The organism is Pseudomonas sp. PSPC3-2, assembly GCF_049897085.1.
In the GTDB taxonomy this organism is placed as follows: domain Bacteria; phylum Pseudomonadota; class Gammaproteobacteria; order Pseudomonadales; family Pseudomonadaceae; genus Aquipseudomonas; species Aquipseudomonas paraveronii.
This window is the reverse complement of sequence record NZ_JAFCVO010000006.1, coordinates 1-21,901: the sequence shown is the minus strand read 5'-3', so window position 1 is coordinate 21,901 and position 21,901 is coordinate 1. Positions and strand designations below refer to the sequence as shown.

Here is a 21,901-nt window from a genome sequence, read left to right as displayed (position 1 = left end):
CATCTGTTGTTCAGCTATCGCAAAACCTGAAGGGTGAATCGTGGTACTGCAACAACCGCAGGATCAGGCGCTCAAGGCGTCTGGCCCTGCTTCATATTGCGTATGGTGAGCGGCTATCGCCCAAGCGATACGCGCCAGTTTGTTAGCCAAGGCACAGGCCACGATATTCGAATGTCGTCGATCCGTCAGTTCTTTATCCAGCGCTTTGATTTGCTCATCCAGGTAGACGAAGTGATCGTGTAGGCGTTGTAACAATACCGTCAGACGAACGGGTAATTCATGCTCGGCCAAGACGCTCGCCAAACGCTTCATGATGGCCAATCCCTTGGGCAGGCTGATGCCAAACTCCAGCAGGAAACCGTGCATCTGATTAGCCGTTTTGGTGCGCTCACGCACCAACGATTCGCGCATCCGATGCAGCACAGACAGGGTTTGCTGAGATTCGGTTTTAGGCGTAACGAAGCGCATGGATGGACGAGAATCGGCTTCGCAAATCGCCTTAACGTCGACAAAGTCGTTTTTGTTGTCCTTGATGAAGGGACGAACAAACTGCGGAGAGATCAGCTTGGCCGTATGCCCCATCGCCATCAGTTGGTGAGCGACAAAATGCGACCCTGCGCAGGCCTCCATCACCACAACACAGCTCGGCACATTGCCGAAAAACCGCATCATCTGCGCCCGTGAGCATTTTCTGCGAAAGACCTCGCGGCCCGACTTATCCTGGCCGTGCAGGTGGAAAGTGTGTTTACCGAGATCGATACCGATCAGCGCTGACTCGCTCATGATAATGGCCTCCGAAAACAAAACACCCCGTGAAAGCGTAGCCCTCACAGGGTGTTGGGGGTGACCATCTCATTAGCCCTGGTATGCCAGGGCTTTTCACTGCGCTAACGCTTAACGTCGACGGAACAGCGGCAGCGGTTCGTCCGTTGCAGCCTGGTAGGTCACGGAGAAGTCCTTGAGGCTCTCCAGCGCTTCATACGGGTCTTTGTCGGCGCGCAGGGCGAAGGCATCGAACCCGCAGCGGTGCAGGTAGAACAGCTGGTCGCGCAGCACGTCGCCAATCGCGCGCAATTCGCCCTTGTAACCATAGCGGTCACGCAGCAGGCGCGCGTTGGAGTAGTTGCGCCCGTCGGTGAAGGCCGGGAAGTTCAGGGCGATGACCTGGAAGTGAGCCACGTCGTCACCGATCTCTTCGGCTTCTTCATCGGCGTCCAACCACACACCCAGGCCGCCGTCGCGGGCCTTGAGCGCATGGCCGTGCTCGCGCCACAGGGCCAGCGGCACGATCAGGTCGTCGCAGTTGGAGATGCCGTCGAAGGTCGCGTCCTTGGGCAACAGGTGCCAGGTTTCGTCGACGACTTCGTTGTTCTTAATGATTCGCTGCATAGACGCGCTCCTTGAACAGGTCAATGCCGATGCGCTGGTAGGTGTCGATGAAACGCTCATCTTCGGTACGCTGCTCGATGTACACATCGATCAGTTTGCCGATCACCTCGGGCATGGCTTCCTGGGCGAAGGATGGGCCGAGGATCTTGCCCAGGCTCGCATCGCGGCTGGCGCTGCCACCCAGGGACACTTGGTAGAATTCTTCGCCTTTCTTGTCCACGCCCAGGATGCCGATGTGGCCGACGTGGTGGTGACCACAGGCGTTCATGCAGCCGGAAATGTTCAGGTCCAGCTCGCCGATGTCGAACAGGTAGTCCAGGTCGTCGAAACGGCGCTGGATCGATTCGGCAATCGGGATCGACTTGGCGTTGGCCAGGGAGCAGAAGTCGCCGCCCGGGCAGCAGATGATGTCGGTCAGCAGGCCGATGTTCGGTGTGGCGAAACCACCTTCGCGCAGTTCGCCCCACAGGGTGAACAGTTGGCTCTGCTCAACGTCCGCGAGAATGATGTTCTGCTCGTGGGAGGTGCGCAGTTGACCGAAGCTGTAGCGCTCGGCCAGGTCGGCCACGGCGTCCAGCTGTTTATCGGTGATATCGCCGGGGGCGACGCCGGTAGGCTTGAGCGACAGGGTCACGGCGATATAGCCCGGCTTTTTGTGCGCCAGGGTGTTGCGTGTACGCCAGCGGGCGAAGCCTGAGTGCTGCTGGTCGAGCGCGGCGAGTTCGGCGTCCTGATTGCTCAGGGCCTTGTACTCGGGGTCGACGAAGTGCTTGGCCACACGGTGGACTTCGGCTTCGGTCAGGGTGGTCTGGCCGCCGCGCAGATGTTCCATCTCGGCGTCGACTTTCTGGGCGAACACCTCAGGGGTCAGCGCTTTGACCAGAATCTTGATCCGGGCCTTGTACTTGTTGTCGCGACGGCCGTAGCGGTTGTAGACCCGCAGGATCGCGTCGAGGTAGCTCAGCAGGTCCTGCCACGGCAGGAACTCGTTGATAAACGCGCCGACTACCGGGGTACGACCCAGGCCGCCACCCACCAGTACACGGAAGCCCAGCTCGCCAGCGGCGTTGTGGACCGGCTCCAGGCCTATGTCATGCACTTCGATAGCCGCACGGTCCGACGTCGAGCCATTGATGGCGATCTTGAACTTGCGCGGCAGGTAAGCGAATTCGGGGTGGAACGTGGTCCATTGGCGGACGATTTCACACCAGGGGCGCGGGTCGATCAGCTCGTCGGCGGCAACCCCGGCGAACTGGTCGGTGGTCACGTTGCGCAGGCAGTTACCGCTGGTCTGAATGGCGTGCATCTGCACGGTGGCCAGTTCAGCCAGGATGTCCGGCACATCTTCCAGCGCCGGCCAGTTGAACTGTACGTTCTGGCGGGTACTGATGTGGGCGTAGCCCTTGTCGAAGTCACGGGCAATCTTGGCCATCATGCGCGTCTGGCGCGACGTCAGTTGGCCATAAGGCACGGCCACCCGCAGCATCGGCGCAAAGCGCTGCACATAAAGGCCATTTTGCAGGCGCAGAGGGCGGAACTCTTCTTCGCTCAGTTCACCTGCTAGGTAGCGTCGGGTCTGATCACGGAACTGCTTGACGCGGTCCTCGATGATGCGCTGATCGTATTCGTCGTATACGTACATATAGGTCCTGTTCTCGGCAAATCTGCGCGCACGGCCGCGCACTCCCAACGGAGCCGGGGCACGATACCAGTTTGCGTTTATGCGCAAAAGTGATGTTTGAGTATATGCAAAGAACCAAATCGACTAATGGGTACGATTTTTAGCATACCCACATTTGTCATGCGGGCAATCATCGACTTTACTGTGGGCGAGTCTTAATGCAATCACCTATAAAACTGACAAGAGGCGATGCGATGAGCAATTCGACAAAAGCCCGTAAACCCGACAGTACTGTGGACGCCTGGGCCATTCTATTCCTGATCATTCTCGTGGTAGGGACTGCGGTGTTCTGGGTCGGCCACCAATAAAGAGCGTTGACTGAGCCTCGAATGACTGTCTGATTGCCAGTATCATGGCGGCCAATGTTCAAGGCTTAAATAATAATGTTGAAGGTTTTGTTTACATGCGTGTGGTTGCTGGGGCCGGCGTTTTGCGGAGTGGTCCAGGCGGCGTCGGTGGTGTTTCTCAACCCGGGCATGTCAACGGAAACCTTTTGGGTCAGCTATACGCAATTCATGCAGGCCGCAGCCAAGGACCTCGGCCTGGATTTGCGTGTGCGCTATGGCGAGCGCGATCCCCGCAACACGCTGGAACAGGCCCGAGAGGTGCTGCAAAGCAGCGAGCGGCCCGATTACCTGGTACTGGTGAATGAGCAGTATGTTGCACCGCAGATTCTGCGCATGGCCCAGGGCAGTGGGGTCAAATTGCTGATGGTGAACAATGCGCTGACCGCCGACCAAGTGCGATTGTTCGGGGCCCACGATGGCATCAATTTGATTGGCAGTCTGGTAGCCGACGACGAACAGGCTGGCTACCTGATGCTCAAGGACATGTTGCGCCAGCGCGGTCGAGTTGCACCCGGCGAATCCCTCGACCTGTTGGCATTTTCCGGCATCAAGACCACCCCCGTTGCCCTCTTGCGAGAACAAGGCATGCACCGAGCGCTGGCCGAACATCCCGAGGTGCGCCTGCGTCAGTTGGTCTATGGCGAGTGGAGCCGCGAGCGCGCCTTCGAGCAAGCGACGCAGTTGTTCAAGCGCTATCCGCAGACGGCACTGGTGTGGTCGGCCAACGATCAGATGGCGCTGGGTGCTATGCAGGCGTTCCAGGACAGCGGGCGGTTGCCCGGCAAGGACGCGCTGTTCAGTGCGGTCAACAGCTCGCCGGAGATCTTGCGCGAGCGTCTAAGCGGCCGGTTGTCGTCCTTGGTCGCCGGGCATTTCACCGTGGGTGGGTGGGCCATGGTACTGATCCATGATGATGCCAAGGGCGTGGACATTGGCGCCCATGGCGGGCGCGACCGCCGTGAGGCGCTATTCCAGCTGGTCGATGCCGCTCAGGCGCGGCGATTGTTGGGGCCCACACCGACGGTGAATTTTCGTGCACTGTCCGCCGTGGGCAAGCCCGCGTCCTATCGCTATCCCTTCAGCATGCAACTGCTGATGCGCTAAACCCCGGCCAGCAGCAACACCAGCTTGACGATGCCGAACAGGGTCAAGGCAAACACCGCCGTGAACAGAATGCCCAGAACCACAAAGTGGCTGGGCTTGCCATGGGTGAAGTCGCGGGCGCGGTTCTTGCCGCTCTGTACGCCAAAGGCGGCGGCGACGACGCTGTGTAGCATCTGCCACAGGGTAGGCGGCTTGTTGTTGGCTGGATCGTCCATACGTGCCTCGACACAAGGTGTGTGAGGCAAGCATAGACAATCTGCGCGTGCTTAGTTGTCGTAACCCAGGTTCGGTGCCAACCAGCGCTCGGTCACGGCCAGATCCTGGCCTTTACGCGCGGTGTAGCTCGCCACCTGGTCTTTGTCGACCTTGCCCACGGCGAAGTATTGCGCCTGCGGGTGGGCGAAGTACCAACCGCTGACCGCTGCCGCCGGGAACATTGCGTAGTGTTCGGTGAGGAACACGCCGCTGCGACCGGCCTGCATCTCGCGGGCCTCGGGGTCCAGCAGTTGGAACAAGGTGCCTTTCTCGGTGTGGTCGGGGCACGCCGGGTAGCCGGGGGCAGGGCGGATGCCGCTGTACTGCTCTTTGATCAGCGCCTCGTTATCCAGTTGCTCGTCCTTGGCATAACCCCAATAGTTTTTGCGCACCTGCTGGTGCAGCCATTCGGCGCAGGCTTCGGCCAGGCGGTCGGCCAGGGCCTTGACCATGATCGAGTTGTAGTCGTCGCCCGCGTCCTGGTAAGCCTTGGCCACTTCCTCGGCGCCGATGCCGGCGGTGGTGATAAAACCACCCACGTAGTCGGTGATGCCGCTGTCTTTAGGCGCGACAAAATCGGCCAGGGAGAAGTTCGGCTTGCCGTCGGTCTTGATGATCTGCTGGCGCAGGTGGTGCAAGGTTGCCAGGGGTTTGCCGTCTTCGCCGTAGACTTCCAGGTCGTCGTCCTTCACCTGGTTGGCCGGCCAGAAGCCAAACACCGCACGAGCGCTGATCAGCTTCTCGTCGATCAGCTTGGCGAGCATTTCCTGGGCATCGGCATACAGCGCGGTGGCGGCTTCACCCACCACTTCATCGGTGAGGATGCGCGGGAACTTGCCGGCCAGGTCCCAGGAAATAAAGAACGGGGTCCAGTCGATGTATTCGGCCAGCACCTTGAGGTCGATGTTGTCCAGCACCTTGGCGCCGGTAAAGGTCGGCGTGACCGGCGTGTAAGTGCTCCAGTCGAATTGCGGCTTCTTGGCGATCGCTGCCGGGTAGCTCAGGCGTTCGGTGCGCGCGCTGCGGTTCGAGGTGCGCTCGCGGACTTCGATGTATTCCAGGCGGGTTTTCTCGACGAAACCGGCCTTCAACTCCTTGGACAGCAGTTGCGTGGCCACGCCCACCGCGCGCGAGGCGTCGGTCACATAGATCACGGCATCGTTGCTGTACTTGGGCTCGATCTTCACCGCCGTGTGCGCCTTGGAGGTGGTGGCGCCGCCGATCATCAGCGGCAGGTGGAAGTCCTGGCGCTGCATTTCGCGGGCGACGTGGACCATCTCGTCGAGGGACGGCGTGATCAGGCCGGACAGCCCGATGATGTCGCACTTCTGTTCCTTGGCCACCTGCAGGATCTTCTCCGCCGGCACCATCACGCCCAGATCGACGATGTCATAGCCGTTGCACCCCAGCACCACGCCGACGATGTTCTTGCCGATGTCATGCACGTCGCCCTTCACCGTGGCCATCAGGATCTTGCCCTTGGCTTCCGGCTTGTCGCCTTTCTCCAGTTCGATGAATGGGATCAAGTGGGCCACGGCCTGTTTCATGACGCGTGCGGACTTGACCACCTGGGGCAGGAACATTTTGCCGGCGCCAAACAGGTCGCCGACGATGTTCATGCCGGACATCAGCGGGCCTTCGATCACTTCGATCGGGCGCGCGAACGACTGCCGGGACTCCTCGGTGTCTTCAACAATGTGCGTGGTGATGCCCTTGACCAGTGCGTGTTCCAGGCGCTTGTTGACTGGCCAGCCGCGCCATTCCTCGGTTTCGGCTTCTTTGACGCTGCCGTCGCCCTTGTACTTGTCGGCGATGGCGAGCAGGGCGTCGGTGCCTTCCGGGGTGCGGTTGAGCACCACGTCTTCCACTGCATCGCGCAGTTCGGTCGGGATCTGGTCGTAGATCTCCAACTGGCCGGCGTTGACGATGCCCATGGTCAGGCCGTTGCGGATCGCATACAGCAGGAACACCGAGTGGATCGCCTCGCGCACCGGGTTGTTGCCGCGGAACGAGAACGACACGTTGGACACGCCACCCGACGTCAGTGCATACGGCAGCTCGTCGCGGATATAGGCGCAGGCGTTGATGAAGTCGACCGCGTAGTTGTTGTGCTCTTCGATACCGGTGGCGACCGCGAAGATGTTCGGGTCGAAGATGATGTCTTCCGGCGGGAAGCCGACTTCATTGACCAGGATGTCGTAGGAGCGTTTGCAGATCTCTTTCTTGCGCGTTTCGGTGTCGGCCTGGCCGGCTTCGTCGAAGGCCATCACCACCACGGCCGCACCGTAGCGTTTGCACAGCTTGGCGTGATAGATGAACTGCTCGACGCCTTCCTTCATGCTGATGGAGTTGACGATGCCCTTGCCCTGGATGCACTTGAGGCCGGCCTCGATCACTTCCCACTTGGAGGAGTCGATCATGATCGGCACGCGGGAGATGTCCGGCTCGCCGGCAATCAGATTGAGGAAGGTCACCATGGCCTTCTTCGAATCGAGCATGCCTTCGTCCATGTTGATGTCGATCACCTGGGCGCCGGCTTCCACCTGCTGCAGGGCGACTTCAAGGGCTTCGGTGTAGTTGTCTTCGCGGATCAGCCGGGCGAAACGCGCGGAACCGGTGATGTTGGTGCGTTCGCCGACGTTGACGAACAGCGACTGGCGATCAATGGTGAACGGCTCCAGGCCCGACAAGCGGCAGGCCTTGGGGATGTCCGGGATCTGGCGCGGTGCGTAACCGGCCACCGCGTTGGCGATGGCTTCGATATGCCCCGGCGTGGTGCCGCAGCAGCCGCCGACAATGTTCAGGAAACCGCTCTGGGCGAATTCCTCGATGACTTTGGCGGTTTGCGCCGGCAATTCGTCGTACTCGCCGAATTCGTTGGGCAGGCCAGCGTTGGGGTGCGCGGACACATAAGTGTTGGCCTTGTTCGACAGCTCTTCGAGGTACGGACGCAACTCGCTGGCGCCCAGGGCGCAGTTGAGGCCCACGGAAATCGGCTTGGCGTGGCTGACCGAGTTCCAGAACGCTTCGGTGGTCTGGCCCGACAGGGTACGGCCGGAGGCATCGGTGATGGTGCCGGAGATCATGATCGGCAGTTCGAAGCCCAGTTCTTCGAACACGCCCTGCACGGCAAAGATCGCTGCTTTGGCGTTGAGGGTGTCGAAAATGGTTTCGATGAGAATCATGTCCGCACCGCCTTCGATCAGGCCCTTGGTGGCCTCGGTGTAGTTCTCCACCAGTTCATCGAAGGTCACGTTGCGGTAGCCGGGGTTGTTCACATCCGGCGACAGCGAGCAGGTACGGCTGGTCGGGCCGAGCACGCCGGCGACGAAACGCGGTTTGTCCGGGGTCTCCAGAGTCTTGGCGTCGGCCACCTTACGCGCGACCCGCGCGCCCTCTACGTTCAGCTCGTAGGCGAGCGACTCCATGCCGTAATCGGCCTGGGACACTTGGGTGGCATTGAACGTGTTGGTTTCGAGGATGTCGGCGCCGGCATCCAGGTACGCCTTCTCGATGGAGGCGATGACGTCCGGGCGGCTGAGCAGCAACAGGTCGTTGTTGCCCTTGACGTCGCTCGGCCAGTCGGCAAAACGTTTGCCACGGTAGTCCTGTTCTTCCAGTTTATAGCTCTGGATCATCGTGCCCATGCCGCCGTCGAGGATCAGGATGCGTTCCTTGAGGGCTTGGTGGAGGGCTTGCAGACGAGCGCTACGATCGGACATGGGACTACTCTGGTCAGGCATTACGGAGGGCGTGGATCATAGCAAACCTGTGTGGATTTGGAGCATGTGCAGGTTTTGCATGAATATCGTTCATGTTGGTGTGGGGGTTGGGCCGGTAGAATCCGCGGGGTTTTATATTTTGGCTTTGTATTGGGACCAGGCTCATGCCGTATCGCATCATCATCAGCTTCGCTCTGTTGCTGATTGGCAGCACCGCACAGGCCCAAGATTCCGCTCCGGCGATTTCCTACACCCGTGATATCCAACCGATCTTCACTGATAAATGCGTAGCGTGCCATGCCTGCTACGACTCGGCCTGCCAGTTGAACCTGGGCAGCGGCGAGGGCGCGGCCCGGGGCGCGACCAAAGTGCCGGTCTACGACGGTGAACGCAGCCAGGCGACCAAGCCGACTCGCCTGTTCTATGACGCTTTCGGCAAGGCCGCCTGGCGGCACGAAGGCTTCAGCTCTGTACTCGACGCCCAAGGCAGCCAGGCCGCGCTGATGGCGCGCATGCTCGAACTGGGCCACCGCCGCGCGCCGTTGCGGCCCAACGGCAAGCTGCCCGACGACATCGTGCTGGGCCTGAACCGCGAGAACATGTGCCCGCTGCCGGGCGAGTTCGACGCCTATGCCGACGCGCACCCGAATGAAGGTATGCCGTTGGCCGTGACCGGCTTGAGCGACCAGCAGTACCAGACCCTGCGACGCTGGCTGGCTTCCGGTGCGCCGATTGACCAGCAAGGCGTGGCGCCAAGCGCCCAGGAAGCCGCGCAGGTGCTGCAATGGGAAAGCCTGCTCAACGCTCCCGGCGCCCGTGAAAGCCTGGTCGCCCGCTGGCTGTTTGAACACCTGTTTATCGCGCACCTGTATTTCGAAGGCGGTGAGCCCGGGCATTTCTTCCAGTGGGTCCGCTCGCGCACCCCCAGTGGTCAGCCGATCGACCTGATCAATACCCGTCGCCCCAACGACGATCCCGGTACCCGGATCTACTACCGGCTGTGGCCGGTACAAGGGGTGATCGTCCATAAGACCCACATCACGTACCCGCTCAGTGCCGCGAAAATGGAACGGGTCAAAGCCTTGTTCTACAGCGGCGACTGGCAGGTCAGTGCCTTGCCGGGCTACGGTCCCGGCCGTCGGGCCAACCCGTTCGAGACATTCGAGGCGATTCCGGCCCAGGCGCGCTACCAGTTCATGCTCGATAACGCCGAATTCTTTGTACGCACCTTTATCCGCGGCCCCGTGTGCCGTGGGCAGATCGCTTCGGACGTGATCCGCGACAATTTCTGGGCGCTGTTCCAGGCGCCCGAACACGACCTGTACATCACCGATCCGCTCTATCGCGGCAGGGCCACGCCGTTGCTGGCGATGCCCGGGCAGAACGACGACGTGGGCAGTGTGCTCAGCCTGTGGCTCAAGTACCGTGACAAGCGCAACGAGTACGAAGCGCTGCGTCAGTACCGCTATGGCGAGTTGCCTGCGCCCGGTTGGTCGACCCTGTGGGCCGGCAACGACAATGCGTTGTTGAGCATCTTCCGTCACTTCGACAGCGCGTCGGTCAATAAAGGCCTGATCGGTGAAGTCCCGCAGACGCTGTGGTTGTTCGATTATCCGTTGCTGGAGCGCACCTATTACCAATTGGTAGTCAACTTTGACGTGTTCGGCAACGTCTCCCATCAGGCCCAGACCCGCTTGTACTTTGACCTGATCCGCAATGGCGCCGAACAGAACTTCCTGCGCCTGATGCCGGCCAATTCGCGGGACGATTTCCTCGACGATTGGTATCAGAACGGCGGCAAGGTCAAGTTGTGGATGGACTATGAGTCGATCGACGACGATAAACCCACCGGCCTGAAGCTGAATGAAAAGGACCCGAAACGCGATTTCGTCAATCAGTTGCTGGCCCGTTACGGCGACCTCAATGCCAGCCCGGACCCGCTCAATCGCTGTGTCGGCGCCTACTGCTCGCGGCCGGGCCTCGAACCGGTGCTGCGCGATGCCGAGCAGGCCCTGAGTCGCCTGACATCACGCCCGGCGGCGGGGCTCAAAGTTATCGACCGATTACCGGAAGCGACCATGCTGCGCATCGAAACCCGTAGCGGTCATCGTGAGGTCTACAGCCTGCTGCGCAACCGTGCTCACAGTAATGTCGCGTTCATGCTGGGTGAGGCTTCTCGCTATCAACCGGGCCTGGACACGTTGACGGTCTACCCCGGCGTGCTGAGCAGTTATCCGAACTTCATATTCAATATCCCGGCCGAGCAAGTGCCGGCGTTCGTCGCGGCCATGGAAAATGCCCGGGACGCCCAGCACTTCGAGAAAGTCGTCGATCGTTGGGGCATACGCCGCAGTCATCCGCAGTTCTGGGAGTACTTCCACGATCTGTCGACCTACATCCGCGAAACCACGCCGGTGGAAGAAGGTGTGCTGGATATGAACCGCTATGAAAACCTCTAACGGCGATGGCGAGGCTTTTCCGACAAAATTACTGGGGCTTTGTATCTGCGTAATATTTTGGCGTAAACTGCCAGCAAGCCTGTGAGGAGTTTCCATGACTGCCATAACCATTACCGACGCCGCCCACGATTACCTGGCTGACCTGCTGTCCAAGCAGAACACCCCGGGTATCGGCATCCGCGTTTTTATCACCCAGCCTGGCACCCAGTACGCCGAGACGTGCATCGCCTACTGCAAGCCAGGCGAAGAGAAGCCGGAAGACACCGCGCTGGGGCTGAAAAGCTTCACCGCGTATATCGATGCCTTCAGCGAAGCGTTCCTCGACGACGCGGTGGTCGACTACGCGACCGACCGCATGGGCGGCCAATTGACCATCAAGGCGCCGAACGCCAAGGTGCCGAACGTCAATGCCGACAGCCCGGTCAACGAGCGTATCAATTATTACCTGCAGACCGAGATCAACCCGGGGCTGGCCAGCCACGGCGGGCAGGTCAGCTTGATCGACGTGGTGGATGACGGTATCGCCGTATTGAAGTTCGGCGGCGGCTGCCAGGGCTGCGGCCAGGCGGACGTGACCCTGCGTGAAGGCATCGAGCGCACCTTGCTCGAGCGCATTCCGGAGCTCAAGGGTGTACGTGATGTGACTGACCACACGCAGAAAGAAAATGCCTACTACTGAGTAAGGCGTTCACTGCGAACTAAAAAACGGCGCCCCGTGAGCGCCGTTTTTTTATTTAATTTCAGTTGGTTACGACTTTTGTCTAACGCTAAAGATTAAGTGTGGGAGGGGGCTTGCCCCCGATAGCATCCTGTCAGTCTACTTATTAAGCGACTGATACACCGCTATCGGGAGCAAGCCCCCTCCCACAGTTTCTATATTTATTTATTTAAAACAGCGTGTTGATAACAACATATGATGTTTTAGATTAAGGTCGGTACAGGTGCGCATGCCCGGCCCGATACAGCGACGACGCGCTGAAACTGTCACTCGCCAGCACCCGACCCACCACAATCAACGCCGTGCGCCTGAAGCCCTTGGCCGCGACCTTTTCGGCGATGTCCGTCAAGGTGCCGACGGCCCAATCCTGATCCGGCCAGGTCGCACGGTGCACCACGGCAATCGGGCAATCCGCGCCGTAGTGCGGCAGCAGTTCGGCAACGATCTTCTCCAAGTGATTGACCCCCAGGTGAATCGCCATGGTCGTGCCGTGGCGGGCCAGGCTGTCGAAGTCTTCACCGGCAGGCATGCGGGTTTTGTCCGCATACCGGGTGAGGATCACGCTCTGGGCGATGTCCGGCAGCGTCAGTTCGGTCTCTAGCAGCGCTGCGCAGGCCGCTACGGCGGTGACCCCGGGGATGACCTGGAACGCAATGCCCAACTCGCGCAACTGCCGGATCTGTTCGCCAATCGCCCCATACAGGCTTGGATCGCCGGAGTGGACCCGCGCCACATCCTGGCCCTTGGCATCGGCGGCCTTGATCACATCGATGATCTGTTCCAGGTGCAGTTCGGCGCTGTTGACCACCTGTTCGGCCTGATGACCTTCCAGTACCGCCGCCGGCACCAGCGACCCCGCATAGATGATCACCGGGCAACTGCGGATCAGCCGCTGGCCTTTGACGGTGATCAATTCCGGGTCGCCGGGGCCGGCGCCGATGAAGTAGACGGTCATGGAGAATTCCTGTGGAAAAGCGGGCGAGCATGAAGATTGCTCATGATCGGAAGCGGCGATTATCGCGATTTCAGTCGGTGCAGGCTAATGCCAACGTGGCTCGGGCGGATTTTTTGCGCGGGATCAACAAGCGGGCAGGGGCGCCGCTGAGCTGTTCGGCCAGGGCCAGGGCAGCGCTTTCGGCGATGCCGTAACAACCGGTATGGGCAAAGGCGACGGCAGATCTATGGCTCAGGCGACCTTCATACACCGCCAGTTGCGCGGCGCTGAAGCACTGCAGTGGCAGGTTCAGGACTTGCGCTAGAGCTAGCAAGCCCGGCTCGTCCTGCTTGCGATCAATGCTGGCGAGCGCCGTGATGCGGTGGCGCTCGATACCGCCCTCGGCGAGGGCGGCGTCCAGCAGGTCGAGCAGGGCTTGCAGCGCGCAGCCGCGCTGGCAGCCCAGGCCGACCACCAGGTTCATGCCGAGTATCGATCGTCGCGATTGCGGCGAAACAGCCAGGCGCTGATCAGGCCCAACGCCAGCCAGAACGCGACGTTGGTCAGTTGCGAGGCGATCTTGAACTGCGCCTCCAGAGCCTCAGGGGCCAGCATCGAATGTACTTCAGGTTGCGGTGCGCCAATCACATGAGGCACCACGAGGATCGCCGCGCCCAGCGCTTTGAGCAGCCAGTTGCCTCCAAATACCAGCAGCGCGATACCGGCCGCGGTTGAGGCCGCAGTGCCGATCCACCAGATCTGCCGTTGCGCCAGGTCGGCGGCGGCAGTGCCCGGCAATTCCGGTGGCAGGCCCAGGGTTGGTGCCAGGACAAAGGTCGCGTAGCCGGCCAGGCCCCACAGCAGCCCTTGAGCCGTGCGGGTCGGCGCGCGCAGGGTGTAGAGACCGGCGAGCATCAGCGCGAAACCGACCGCCACCACCAGGTTGCCGCCGGTGGTGGACAGCACGCGTTGCCAGCCGTCTTCCGGTTCCCAGGCTTCGGCGTCATGGGTGTGCGCGGTTGTACCGGCGGCGTGCTCATGCACCACTTCCGTCGCGGCCGGGGCTTTTTCAAAGGTTTCCGCCTGCATGATCAGCGGGGCGACCCAGAAACTTTGCAGCAAGGTTAGCAACAGGGCGGCCAGCAGCCCGCTGAAACCTGCGGTTTGCGCAATACGCTTGATCATGTCGGCAGCTCTCAATGGCACGGGAACGCGGCGCTGTGGCGGGTATCGTGGGCGGCGTTGTGTACCGCTTCGATATGCGAGAACCCGGCGAAATACACCAGGCACGCGCCGAGGATCGACGCGCCGATGGCGGCGCTCAGGCGTTGGCTCAGGGTGGCGGTACTGCTAGAGGTATGCGAGGTGCTGCTGATGATCGACATGGCGCGTCCCTTCAGGGTTTCAGGGTGACACGAGCGCATGAAAATCCCACGAGCCAGGCACGCAGGATTCAAACAGCGCCCGCCCACCGCGGGTTTGTTGGATGATTTTTTCGGGCCGGTCTCCGGGCTTGCGAGGGGGCTCTTGAACTGAGTCCTGAAAGCATCGCCTTCCCATGCACAAAGCACAGTGGCTGTGACGCTTCGCTCGCTTACCGTTGCGGGGGCAGCACCGGACTGGTCATATCGCTATGACTCACCGGTTTCCCGTTTCACCCTGTGAGGGGCACCCGAAACAAGGTGAGTAGGAAAGCATGCAGGGCGACGGTAGTCAAATTGACCGAGCCCCTGTAGCCTTGCACCTTCGAGGTTCTTCGGCCCAGGCCGAAGCTAAGAAGGGAACGCGGTTCAAGCCGCGGCTGCCCCCGCAACTGTGAAGGGTTTATCTGACTGCCACGCCACTGCCATCAAGGCGGGAAGGCGCAGCCAGCGCCGGTCGCAAGACCCGCAAGCCTCAAGCCAGGAGACCTGCCTCGTAACCGATTTTTCAATTCAACCGGGCGGGGTGATCCGGTGACGAAATCTGCTGCTGCGCGCTGCGCAGGGCCTATCGTCCCGTATGCCCGCCCCCAAGGGCATCCGATGAAAACACTGGCCAAACTCCCCGTCACCATCGTTACCGGCTTTCTCGGCTCGGGCAAAACCACCTTGCTGCGCCATATGCTCGATAACGCCCAGGGCCGTCGCATCGCGGTGATCGTCAACGAGTTCGGCGAGCTGGGCATCGACGGTGAAATCCTCAAGCAGTGCTCCATCGGGTGCACCGAGGAAGAAGCCAACGGTCGCGTGTATGAGCTGGCCAACGGCTGCCTGTGCTGCACCGTGCAGGAAGAGTTCTTTCCGGTGATGCGCGAGCTGGTCGCCCGTCGCGGCGACCTCGACCATATCCTCATCGAAACCTCCGGCCTGGCCCTGCCAAAGCCCCTAGTGCAGGCGTTCCAGTGGCCGGAAATCCGCAGCGCCTGCACGGTCGATGCAGTGATCACCGTGGTCGACAGTCCCGCTGTGGCGGCCGGCACCTTCGCTGCGTTCCCGGACCAGGTCGACGCCCAGCGCAAGCTCGACCCGAACCTGGACCACGAATCACCGCTGCATGAGCTGTTCGCCGACCAACTGGCCAGCGCCGACCTGGTGATCCTCAACAAGTGCGACCTGATCAGCCCCGAAGACCTGGCCCGCGTGCGCCTGGAAGTCGCTGAAGAGCTGCCGCCGGCGGTGAAGATCATCGAAGCCAGCAGCGGTCGTGTGCCGCTGGACGTGTTGATCGGCCTGGGCGCCGACTCCGAAGCGCACATCGACGGTCGCCACAGCCATCACGATCATCATCACGAAGGTGAAGACGATCATGATCACGACGCGTTCGACTCCATTTCCATCGATCTGCCCCAGTCCGACGAAGCGCTGCTGCTCGACGCCCTGACCCAACTGGTGGTGCAGCACGGCATCCTGCGCGTCAAAGGCTTCGCGGCGATCCCGAACAAGCCGATGCGCCTGCTGATCCAGGGCGTGGGCACGCGCTTCGACAAGCACTTCGATCGGGCCTGGAGCGCCGACGAAGCGCGCATCACGCGCCTGGTGCTGATCGGCCAGGAGCTGGATGCGGCGGGCCTCGAAGCGCAATTGCGCGCCGCCCTCAGCGTTTAACCCATGCACCTGCTCAGGACCCAGCCCGGCGGTTTCGTCGCGGACGACAATATTGCCGACCTTGGGCAAACCCCCGCCGAGCTGGTGATCCTGTGCAGTGGCGACTCCAGCCTGGCGCTACTCGCTGAAGCGGCCCAGCAATTGCCTGAGGACTACCCCAGCTTTCGCCTGGCCAACCCGATGCAGGTGCAGAACCATGCCTCGGTGGACTTGTACGTCGATGAAGTGCTGCGCCACGCCAAGGTCATCCTGATTTCCCTGCACGGCGGGATCGGCTATTGGCGTTACGGCATCGAGCGTCTGGTGGCGTTGGCCGAGCGCGGGGTCACGTTGATCCTGGTGCCGGGGGATGATCGCCCGGACCCGGAGCTCAGCGGTCTCAGCACCGTGGATGCCGCAGCGCGCGAGCGCCTGTGGCAGTTCCTGCGCCAGGGCGGCCTGGGCAATGCGCTGGATTTTTATCGCTGCCTGGCCAGCGGCTACCTGGGCCGCGACTATGCCTGGGCCGAGCCGCAAACCCTGCCGCGCAGCGCGATTTATCACCCGCGTAAAGCCAATGCGTGCCTCAACGACTGGCAGTCGGACTGGAATCCCGAGTTTCCGGTGGCGGCCGTGCTGTTCTACCGCTCCCATCTACAAGCGGCCAATACCGGTTTTATCGATGTGTTCTGCCAGCGCCTGCTGGCGGCGGGCCTGAATCCGTTGCCGATGGCGGTGGCCAGTCTGAAGGAGCCCGGCTGCCTGACGGCGGTCGAGGATTGGCTGGATGAAGTGCAGGCATCGGTGATTCTCAACACCACTGGCTTTGCCCAGTCCAGCCCCGAGGCGCCACATTTGCGCCCGTTTCGCCGCAATATCCCGGTGATTCAGGCGATTTGCGCCCAAGATAATCAACCCGGCTGGCAGGCCAGCGAACAAGGTCTCGGCCCGCGTGACCTGGCGATGCACATTGCCTTGCCGGAACTGGATGGCCGGATCATCAGCCGGCCGATCAGCTTCAAGGACCTGGCCTGGCGTAGCGAGCGCAGCCAGTCGGATGTGGTGTGCTATCGCGCAGCGCCGGAGCGCATGGACTTTGTCGCTGAACTGGCGCGCCGTTGGGTCGAACTGGCGCGGGTGCCGAATGCCGATAAGCGCATCGCCCTGATCCTTGCCAACTACCCCACGCGCGACGGTCGCATTGGTAACGGTGTGGGCCTGGACACGCCGGCGGCGGCGCTGAATATCCTGCGGGCCTTGCAGGCCGAGGGTTATCCACTGCCGCAGGTCCTGCCGGAAAGCGGCACCGCGCTGATCCACCAACTACTCGGTGGCGTCACCAACGACCTGGACAACCTCGACCTGCGCCCGTGCCACCAAAGCCTGGGTCTGGACGACTACGAGGCGATGTTCAAGCGCCTGCCCGAAGCCAACCGCCAGGCGGTGCTGGAACGCTGGGGCACGCCCCACAACGACCCGATGTGCCGCGACGGCCGCCTGATGATCGCCGGCCTGCGCCTGGGCCTGACGTTTATCGGCATCCAGCCGGCCCGTGGTTATCAGGTAGACGCCAGTGCGGTGTACCACGACCCGGACCTGGTGCCGCCCCACGCTTACCTGGCGTTCTATTTCTGGTTGCGCCACACCTACGGCGCTCATGGCGTGATCCACGTCGGCAAGCACGGCAACCTGGAATGGCTGCCGGGCAAGGGTGTCGGGCTGTCGGAAAATTGCTGGCCCGACGCGCTGCTCGGGCCGCTGCCGAATATCTACCCGTTTATCGTCAACGACCCGGGCGAGGGCGCCCAGGCCAAGCGCCGCACCCAAGCGGTGATCATCGATCACTTGATGCCGCCGCTGACCCGTGCCGAAACCTACGGGCCGCTGCGCGACCTGGAGCTGTTGGCGGACGAATACTACGAAGCGCAGTTGCTCGACCCGCGCCGCGCCCGCGAGCTGCAAAAAGACATCCTCAAGCTGGTGCGCGAAACGCGTATCGACCAGGAACTTGAGCTGGACAGCGATGCCGACGCGGCCATCTGGCTGCCGCGCCTGGATACCTACCTGTGTGACTTGAAGGAATCGCAGATCCGCGATGGCCTGCATATCTTCGGCGAGTCGCCCCAGGGCCGCTTGCGCATCGACACGTTGCTCGCGTTGCTGCGTATCCCCCGTGGCGACGGCCGAGGCGCGCAATCGAGCCTATTGCGGGTATTGGCCAAGGCCTTCGAACTGGCTTTCGATCCGCTGGACTGCGCGCTGGCCGAACCTTGGACCGGTCGCCGTCCAGAGGTTTTGCAAAAGATCGATCCCCAGCTGTGGCGCACGGCCGGTGATACCCGCGAGCGTCTGGAGCTGTACGCCGCGTGGTTGATCGAGCACGCGCTGGAAGGGCCGCTGGAACAGTTGGAAGAGCCCGGTTGGGAGGACGTCAAGTCAGTCATCGAAAGCCTGCGCGGTGTCGTGGCGCCGCGCCTGGATGCGTGCGGCCCGGCGGAAATGCGCGGCTTGCTCGATGCCCTGGGCGGCCGCTTTGTACCGGCGGGCCCAAGCGGCGCGCCGAGCCGGGGCCGCCTGGATGTGCTGCCCACCGGGCGCAATTTTTTCAGCGTCGACGTGCGCAACCTGCCGACCACCACGGCCTGGCGCATCGGCTTCCAATCGGCCAACCTGATTTTGGAGCGGCATCTGCAAGACCACGGCGACCACCTGCGCCAGCTCGGCCTGTCAGTGTGGGGCACCGCCACCATGCGTACTGGCGGCGACGATATTGCCCAGGCCATGGCCCTGATGGGTGTGCGCCCGGTGTGGGCCACGGGCAGCCAGCGGGTGGATGACTTCGAAATCCTGCCGATCAGTTTGCTGGACCGCCCGCGTGTCGACGTGACCTTGCGCGTGTCCGGGTTCTTCCGCGATGCCTTTGCCAACCTGATCCGCCTGTTCGATGCAGCGGTACAGGCGGTGGCGGCGCTGGACGAGCCCGACGACATGAACCCGCTGGCCGCCAAGGTCCGCAGCGAGCGCCAGGCTCTGCTTGAGTCTGGCCTGGACGAAGCCGCAGCGGCGAAACAGGCCGGTTGGCGTATTTTCGGCGCCAAGCCCGGTGCCTACGGCGCGGGCGTGCAGGGCGCGATCGATGGTCGCCTGTGGCAGAGCCGCGAGGACTTGGCCGAGGTCTACCTGAACTGGGGCGGCTATGCCTATGGTGGTGCCGACGAGGGCACCGCCGCCCGCGAGCAATTCGCCCAGCGCCTGAGCCAGGTGCAGGCGGTGCTGCAGAACCAGGACAATCGCGAGCACGACCTGCTCGATTCCAACGACTACTACCAATTCCAGGGCGGCATGCTCGCGGCCGTGGAAACCCTGAGCGGCGATAAGGCCGCCAGCTACCATGGCGACCACAGCCAGCCGGACTTGCCGAAGATCCGCACCTTGAAGGAAGAGCTGAACCGGGTGATCCGTTCCCGCGCCGCCAACCCCAAGTGGATCGAAGGCGTGAAACGCCATGGCTATAAGGGCGCATTCGAGATGGCGGCGACCGTGGACAATCTCTTCGCGTTCGACGCCACTACCGCGCTGATCGACGATCATCAATACGCATTGCTCGCCGACGCCTACCTGCTCGACCCCGACACCCGCGCCTTTGTGCAACAGCACAATCCCGATGCCCTGCGGGACATGACCGAGCGTATGCTCGAGGCCCAACAACGCGGCATGTGGCAGGCGCCGGGGGCGTATCGCGAGGCGTTGGAAAACCTGTTGCTGGATATAGAAGAAGACAGCTGATGACTGATATTCCCCATTTTCCGCTGTCAGCCGTGGTCGGCGCCGACGACCTGAAGCTGGCGCTGTGCCTGACCGCCATCGACCCGAAGATCGGCGGTGTGCTGATCGAAGGCCCGCGTGGCATGGCCAAGTCCACCCTGGCGCGTGGGTTGGCGGACCTGTTGGCCAGTGGTCAATTCGTCACCTTGCCGTTGGGCGCCACCGAAGAGCGACTGGTCGGTACCCTGGATCTGGATGCCGCATTGGGCGAAGGCCGCGCGCAGTTTTCACCCGGCGTGCTGGCCAAGGCTGACGGCGGCGTGTTGTATGTCGACGAGGTCAACTTGCTGCCTGATCACTTGGTGGACCTGCTGCTGGACGTGGCCGCCAGCGGTACCAATCTGATTGAGCGCGACGGCATTTCCCACCGGCATTCGGCGCGCTTTGTGCTGATCGGCACGATGAACCCGGAGGAGGGTGAGTTGCGCCCGCAGTTGCTCGACCGCTTCGGTTTCAACGTGGCCTTGAGCGGGCAAACCGTGCCGGCCGAGCGTGGGCAGATCATCCGTCGGCGCCTGGACTTCGACAGCGACCCCGCAGCGTTCTGCGCGCAGTGGGCGCAGCCGCAGTCGGCGTTGCGCGAACGCTGCACCCAGGCGCGGGCCTGCCTCGACAGCATTGCATTGGATGACGAGGCGCTGGCACAGATCACCGAGCGCTGCTTTGCCGCGGGCGTGGATGGTTTGCGCGCCGACCTTGTGTGGTTGCGTGGCGCCAGAGCGCATGCCGCCTGGCGCGGCGCGACGGCCATCGCCGAGGAAGATATCGAAGCCGTGGCCGAGTTTGCCTTGCGCCATCGTCGCCAGGCGCAGTCCCCACCGGCAAGCCCACCCAACCATGAGGGCCAGGCGCCCCAAGCGTCCGACACCTCACCCGGCCAAGGCCAGTGGGGCGATATGCCTGCGCCGGCCTTGCCCACGGGCGCTCGCCGAGATGTGCCCGCCTGGCCAAAAAAGCCCTAGGCATCCGCCCCCGACCTGACGCGGGGGCGGATGCCCGGCCCAAGGCGGGGCGACTGGATAAAGGCAGGCACGGCAAGCCGCGCAGCGCGCAGCAGGGCGCGATCAACTGGCCGGGCACCTTGCTCGGGGGGCGGCCGCAGTGCCGTGAGGATCTGCGCTTGCACCTGCGCAGCCGCTCGGCCCAAGAGTTATGGTTGGTGATTGTCGACGCCTCGGCGTCCACCCGACGGCATCGTGCGTTGACCGATGCCAAAGGGTTATTGGCCCAACTGTTGGATGACGCCTACCGGCAGCGGGCGCGCATGGCATTGCTGACGGCGAGCGGACAGTCGCCGAAGTGGCAGGTGCAGGGCCTGAAAGCCGCGAAGAGCCTGATGGGTTGGCTGGATCAGCTCGGCGCGGGTGGCGGTACGCCGCTGTTGGCCGCGCTGAGCGAGGCGGCACAATGGCTGGCGGCGCGCAGAAAACGCTACCCCACCGAGCAGCAGCGGTTGCTGGTAATGACCGATGGGCGGCTCAAGGAGATTGTCGCGTTGCCAGCGCTGGATTGCCCGGGGTTACTGATCGATATCGAGCGTGGGCCGATTCGGTTGGGGAGGGCACGAGAGCTGGCTCAGCGCCTCTATTTGGACTATCGACATATCGATAGTTTTTAGGCTCTAAAACCCAATCGGGAAGTGTCGCTCTTGTAAAGTCGAATTTTCCGACATTATTCAGCGATAACAAATCTTTACTCTCTGGGCTCTCGCGTCCAGGAGTAAAGGGAATGACTTCCAGCGTACTACCGAGCGTTTTTTTCGACCACAGCCGGCACACCCTGAACGTGCGCAACGTCGAAACCCGTTTCGACGTGTTGGCCTTTGAGGGCCAGGAATACCTGAGCCAACCCTTCACCTATCGCATAGAGTTCACCAGCACCGAACGTGACCTCGGCGCCGAAACCCTGCTCGGCCAGGCCGCCCGTTTCAGCCTGCACGCCCCACCGCAAAAACCACCGGCCTTGGGCTTCAGCGCGCCCGAGATCAAACCGCTGCGTACCCTGCACGGGGTGGTCACCGGCTTCAAACGCCTGTCCGGCTCCGCTGATGAAGCCCGCTACGAAATCACTCTGCAACCGCACCTGGCTCTACTTGGCCAAGGCCGACAATTTCGCATCTACCAGCATCAATCGGTACCGCAGATCGTCGAAAGCATCCTGCGCAGCCGCCACGATTTTGAAGGCCAGGACTTCCTTTTCAGCCTGGTGCGTGAATACCCCAAACGCGAACAGGTTATGCAGTATGGCGAGAGCGATCTGGCCTTCATCTCGCGCCTGCTGGCCGACGTCGGCATCTGGTACCGCTTCACCAGCGACGAACGCCTGAATATCGACGTGGTGGAATTTCACGATGACCAGCGTCACTACCAGTTTGACGTGGCGTTGGCCTACCGCCCGCAATC

Annotated in this window: 17 protein-coding genes and 2 riboswitches; of the genes, 8 read left to right on the top strand and 9 right to left on the bottom strand. The window is 62.1% G+C overall.

What is annotated here, in order from left to right; translation table 11 throughout:
* Window positions 1-63: 63 nt before the first annotated feature.
* The 3 genes from ACP7CJ_RS11705 to ACP7CJ_RS11695 form a co-directional block, all read right to left on the bottom strand.
* Complete coding sequence (locus tag ACP7CJ_RS11705; RefSeq protein WP_426101542.1) at window positions 64-783, bottom strand: IS110 family transposase; 720 nt, start codon at window positions 781-783, stop codon at window positions 64-66.
* Between the two features lie 111 nt (window positions 784-894).
* Window positions 895-1,389, bottom strand: coding sequence for a DUF934 domain-containing protein (locus tag ACP7CJ_RS11700; protein ID WP_247397716.1), 495 nt, complete (start codon window positions 1,387-1,389; stop codon window positions 895-897).
* A complete protein-coding gene (locus ACP7CJ_RS11695) occupies window positions 1,373-3,031 on the bottom strand; it encodes a nitrite/sulfite reductase (protein WP_426101544.1) in 1,659 nt (552 codons plus the stop codon). The genes ACP7CJ_RS11700 and ACP7CJ_RS11695 overlap by 17 nt, the downstream gene beginning before the upstream one ends.
* Window positions 3,032-3,453: 422 nt before the next feature.
* Here ACP7CJ_RS11695 and ACP7CJ_RS11690 point away from each other — a divergent pair, with 422 nt between their 5' ends.
* Window positions 3,454-4,521 carry an ABC transporter substrate-binding protein gene (locus ACP7CJ_RS11690; RefSeq protein WP_426101546.1) on the top strand — a complete coding sequence of 356 codons (1,068 nt, stop codon included), beginning with the start codon at window positions 3,454-3,456 and terminating at the stop codon, window positions 4,519-4,521.
* Here ACP7CJ_RS11690 and ACP7CJ_RS11685 read toward each other — a convergent pair.
* Window positions 4,518-4,736, bottom strand: coding sequence for a DUF2970 domain-containing protein (locus ACP7CJ_RS11685; RefSeq protein ID WP_247397725.1), 219 nt, complete (start codon window positions 4,734-4,736; stop codon window positions 4,518-4,520). The two genes, ACP7CJ_RS11690 and ACP7CJ_RS11685, sit on opposite strands and share 4 nt — an antisense overlap.
* A 51-nt stretch (window positions 4,737-4,787) precedes the next feature.
* A complete protein-coding gene (metH, locus tag ACP7CJ_RS11680) occupies window positions 4,788-8,498 on the bottom strand; it encodes a methionine synthase (RefSeq protein WP_426101548.1) in 3,711 nt (1,236 codons plus the stop codon).
* A gap of 164 nt (window positions 8,499-8,662) precedes the next feature.
* On the opposite strand from metH, the gene ACP7CJ_RS11675 reads away from it, so the two are divergent.
* Window positions 8,663-10,957 (top strand): fatty acid cis/trans isomerase, encoded by a 2,295-nt coding sequence (locus ACP7CJ_RS11675; protein ID WP_426101550.1) that lies wholly within the window; start codon window positions 8,663-8,665, stop codon window positions 10,955-10,957.
* A 94-nt stretch (window positions 10,958-11,051) separates the two neighbouring features.
* A complete protein-coding gene (gene nfuA, locus ACP7CJ_RS11670; protein WP_003190728.1) occupies window positions 11,052-11,636 on the top strand; it encodes a Fe-S biogenesis protein NfuA in 585 nt (194 codons plus the stop codon).
* 247 nt (window positions 11,637-11,883) lie between these two features.
* Here nfuA and cobM read toward each other — a convergent pair whose 3' ends face one another.
* The 4 genes from cobM to ACP7CJ_RS11650 all read right to left on the bottom strand — a co-directional run bounded on the left by cobM (window position 11,884) and on the right by ACP7CJ_RS11650 (window position 13,994).
* The gene (cobM, locus tag ACP7CJ_RS11665) at window positions 11,884-12,630 is read right to left on the bottom strand and encodes a precorrin-4 C(11)-methyltransferase (protein WP_276193324.1); all 747 of its coding nucleotides are present in this window, start codon (window positions 12,628-12,630) and stop codon (window positions 11,884-11,886) included.
* Window positions 12,631-12,700: 70 nt separating this feature from the next.
* On the bottom strand, window positions 12,701-13,093 hold the full coding sequence (locus ACP7CJ_RS11660) for a cobalamin biosynthesis protein (RefSeq protein ID WP_426101552.1): 393 nt from the start codon (window positions 13,091-13,093) through the stop codon (window positions 12,701-12,703).
* Window positions 13,090-13,794 (bottom strand): CbtA family protein, encoded by a 705-nt coding sequence (locus ACP7CJ_RS11655; protein ID WP_276193322.1) that lies wholly within the window; start codon window positions 13,792-13,794, stop codon window positions 13,090-13,092. The genes ACP7CJ_RS11660 and ACP7CJ_RS11655 overlap by 4 nt, the downstream gene beginning before the upstream one ends.
* An 11-nt stretch (window positions 13,795-13,805) precedes the next feature.
* A complete protein-coding gene (locus ACP7CJ_RS11650; RefSeq protein ID WP_247407717.1) occupies window positions 13,806-13,994 on the bottom strand; it encodes a CbtB domain-containing protein in 189 nt (62 codons plus the stop codon).
* A gap of 96 nt (window positions 13,995-14,090) precedes the next feature.
* Window positions 14,091-14,300: riboswitch (cobalamin riboswitch) on the bottom strand.
* Between the two features lie 41 nt (window positions 14,301-14,341).
* Window positions 14,342-14,541, top strand: a riboswitch (cobalamin riboswitch).
* A 92-nt stretch (window positions 14,542-14,633) separates the two neighbouring features.
* On the opposite strand from ACP7CJ_RS11650, the gene cobW reads away from it, so the two are divergent.
* The 5 genes from cobW to ACP7CJ_RS11625 all read left to right on the top strand — a co-directional run.
* Entirely contained in the window at window positions 14,634-15,695 is a 1,062-nt protein-coding gene (cobW, locus tag ACP7CJ_RS11645) for a cobalamin biosynthesis protein CobW (RefSeq protein ID WP_426101554.1), read from the top strand.
* A gap of 3 nt (window positions 15,696-15,698) precedes the next feature.
* Window positions 15,699-19,460 (top strand): cobaltochelatase subunit CobN, encoded by a 3,762-nt coding sequence (gene cobN / locus ACP7CJ_RS11640; protein WP_426101555.1) that lies wholly within the window; start codon window positions 15,699-15,701, stop codon window positions 19,458-19,460.
* The gene (locus tag ACP7CJ_RS11635) at window positions 19,460-20,461 is read left to right on the top strand and encodes an ATP-binding protein (RefSeq protein ID WP_276193318.1); all 1,002 of its coding nucleotides are present in this window, start codon (window positions 19,460-19,462) and stop codon (window positions 20,459-20,461) included. Before cobN ends, ACP7CJ_RS11635 begins: the two co-directional genes overlap by 1 nt.
* Window positions 20,462-20,514: 53 nt before the next feature.
* Window positions 20,515-21,117 carry a vWA domain-containing protein gene (locus tag ACP7CJ_RS11630; protein ID WP_426101563.1) on the top strand — a complete coding sequence of 201 codons (603 nt, stop codon included), beginning with the start codon at window positions 20,515-20,517 and terminating at the stop codon, window positions 21,115-21,117.
* A gap of 110 nt (window positions 21,118-21,227) precedes the next feature.
* Window positions 21,228-21,901 (top strand): type VI secretion system Vgr family protein (locus ACP7CJ_RS11625; RefSeq protein WP_426101557.1); only part of this gene is annotated, 674 nt, incomplete at its 3' end.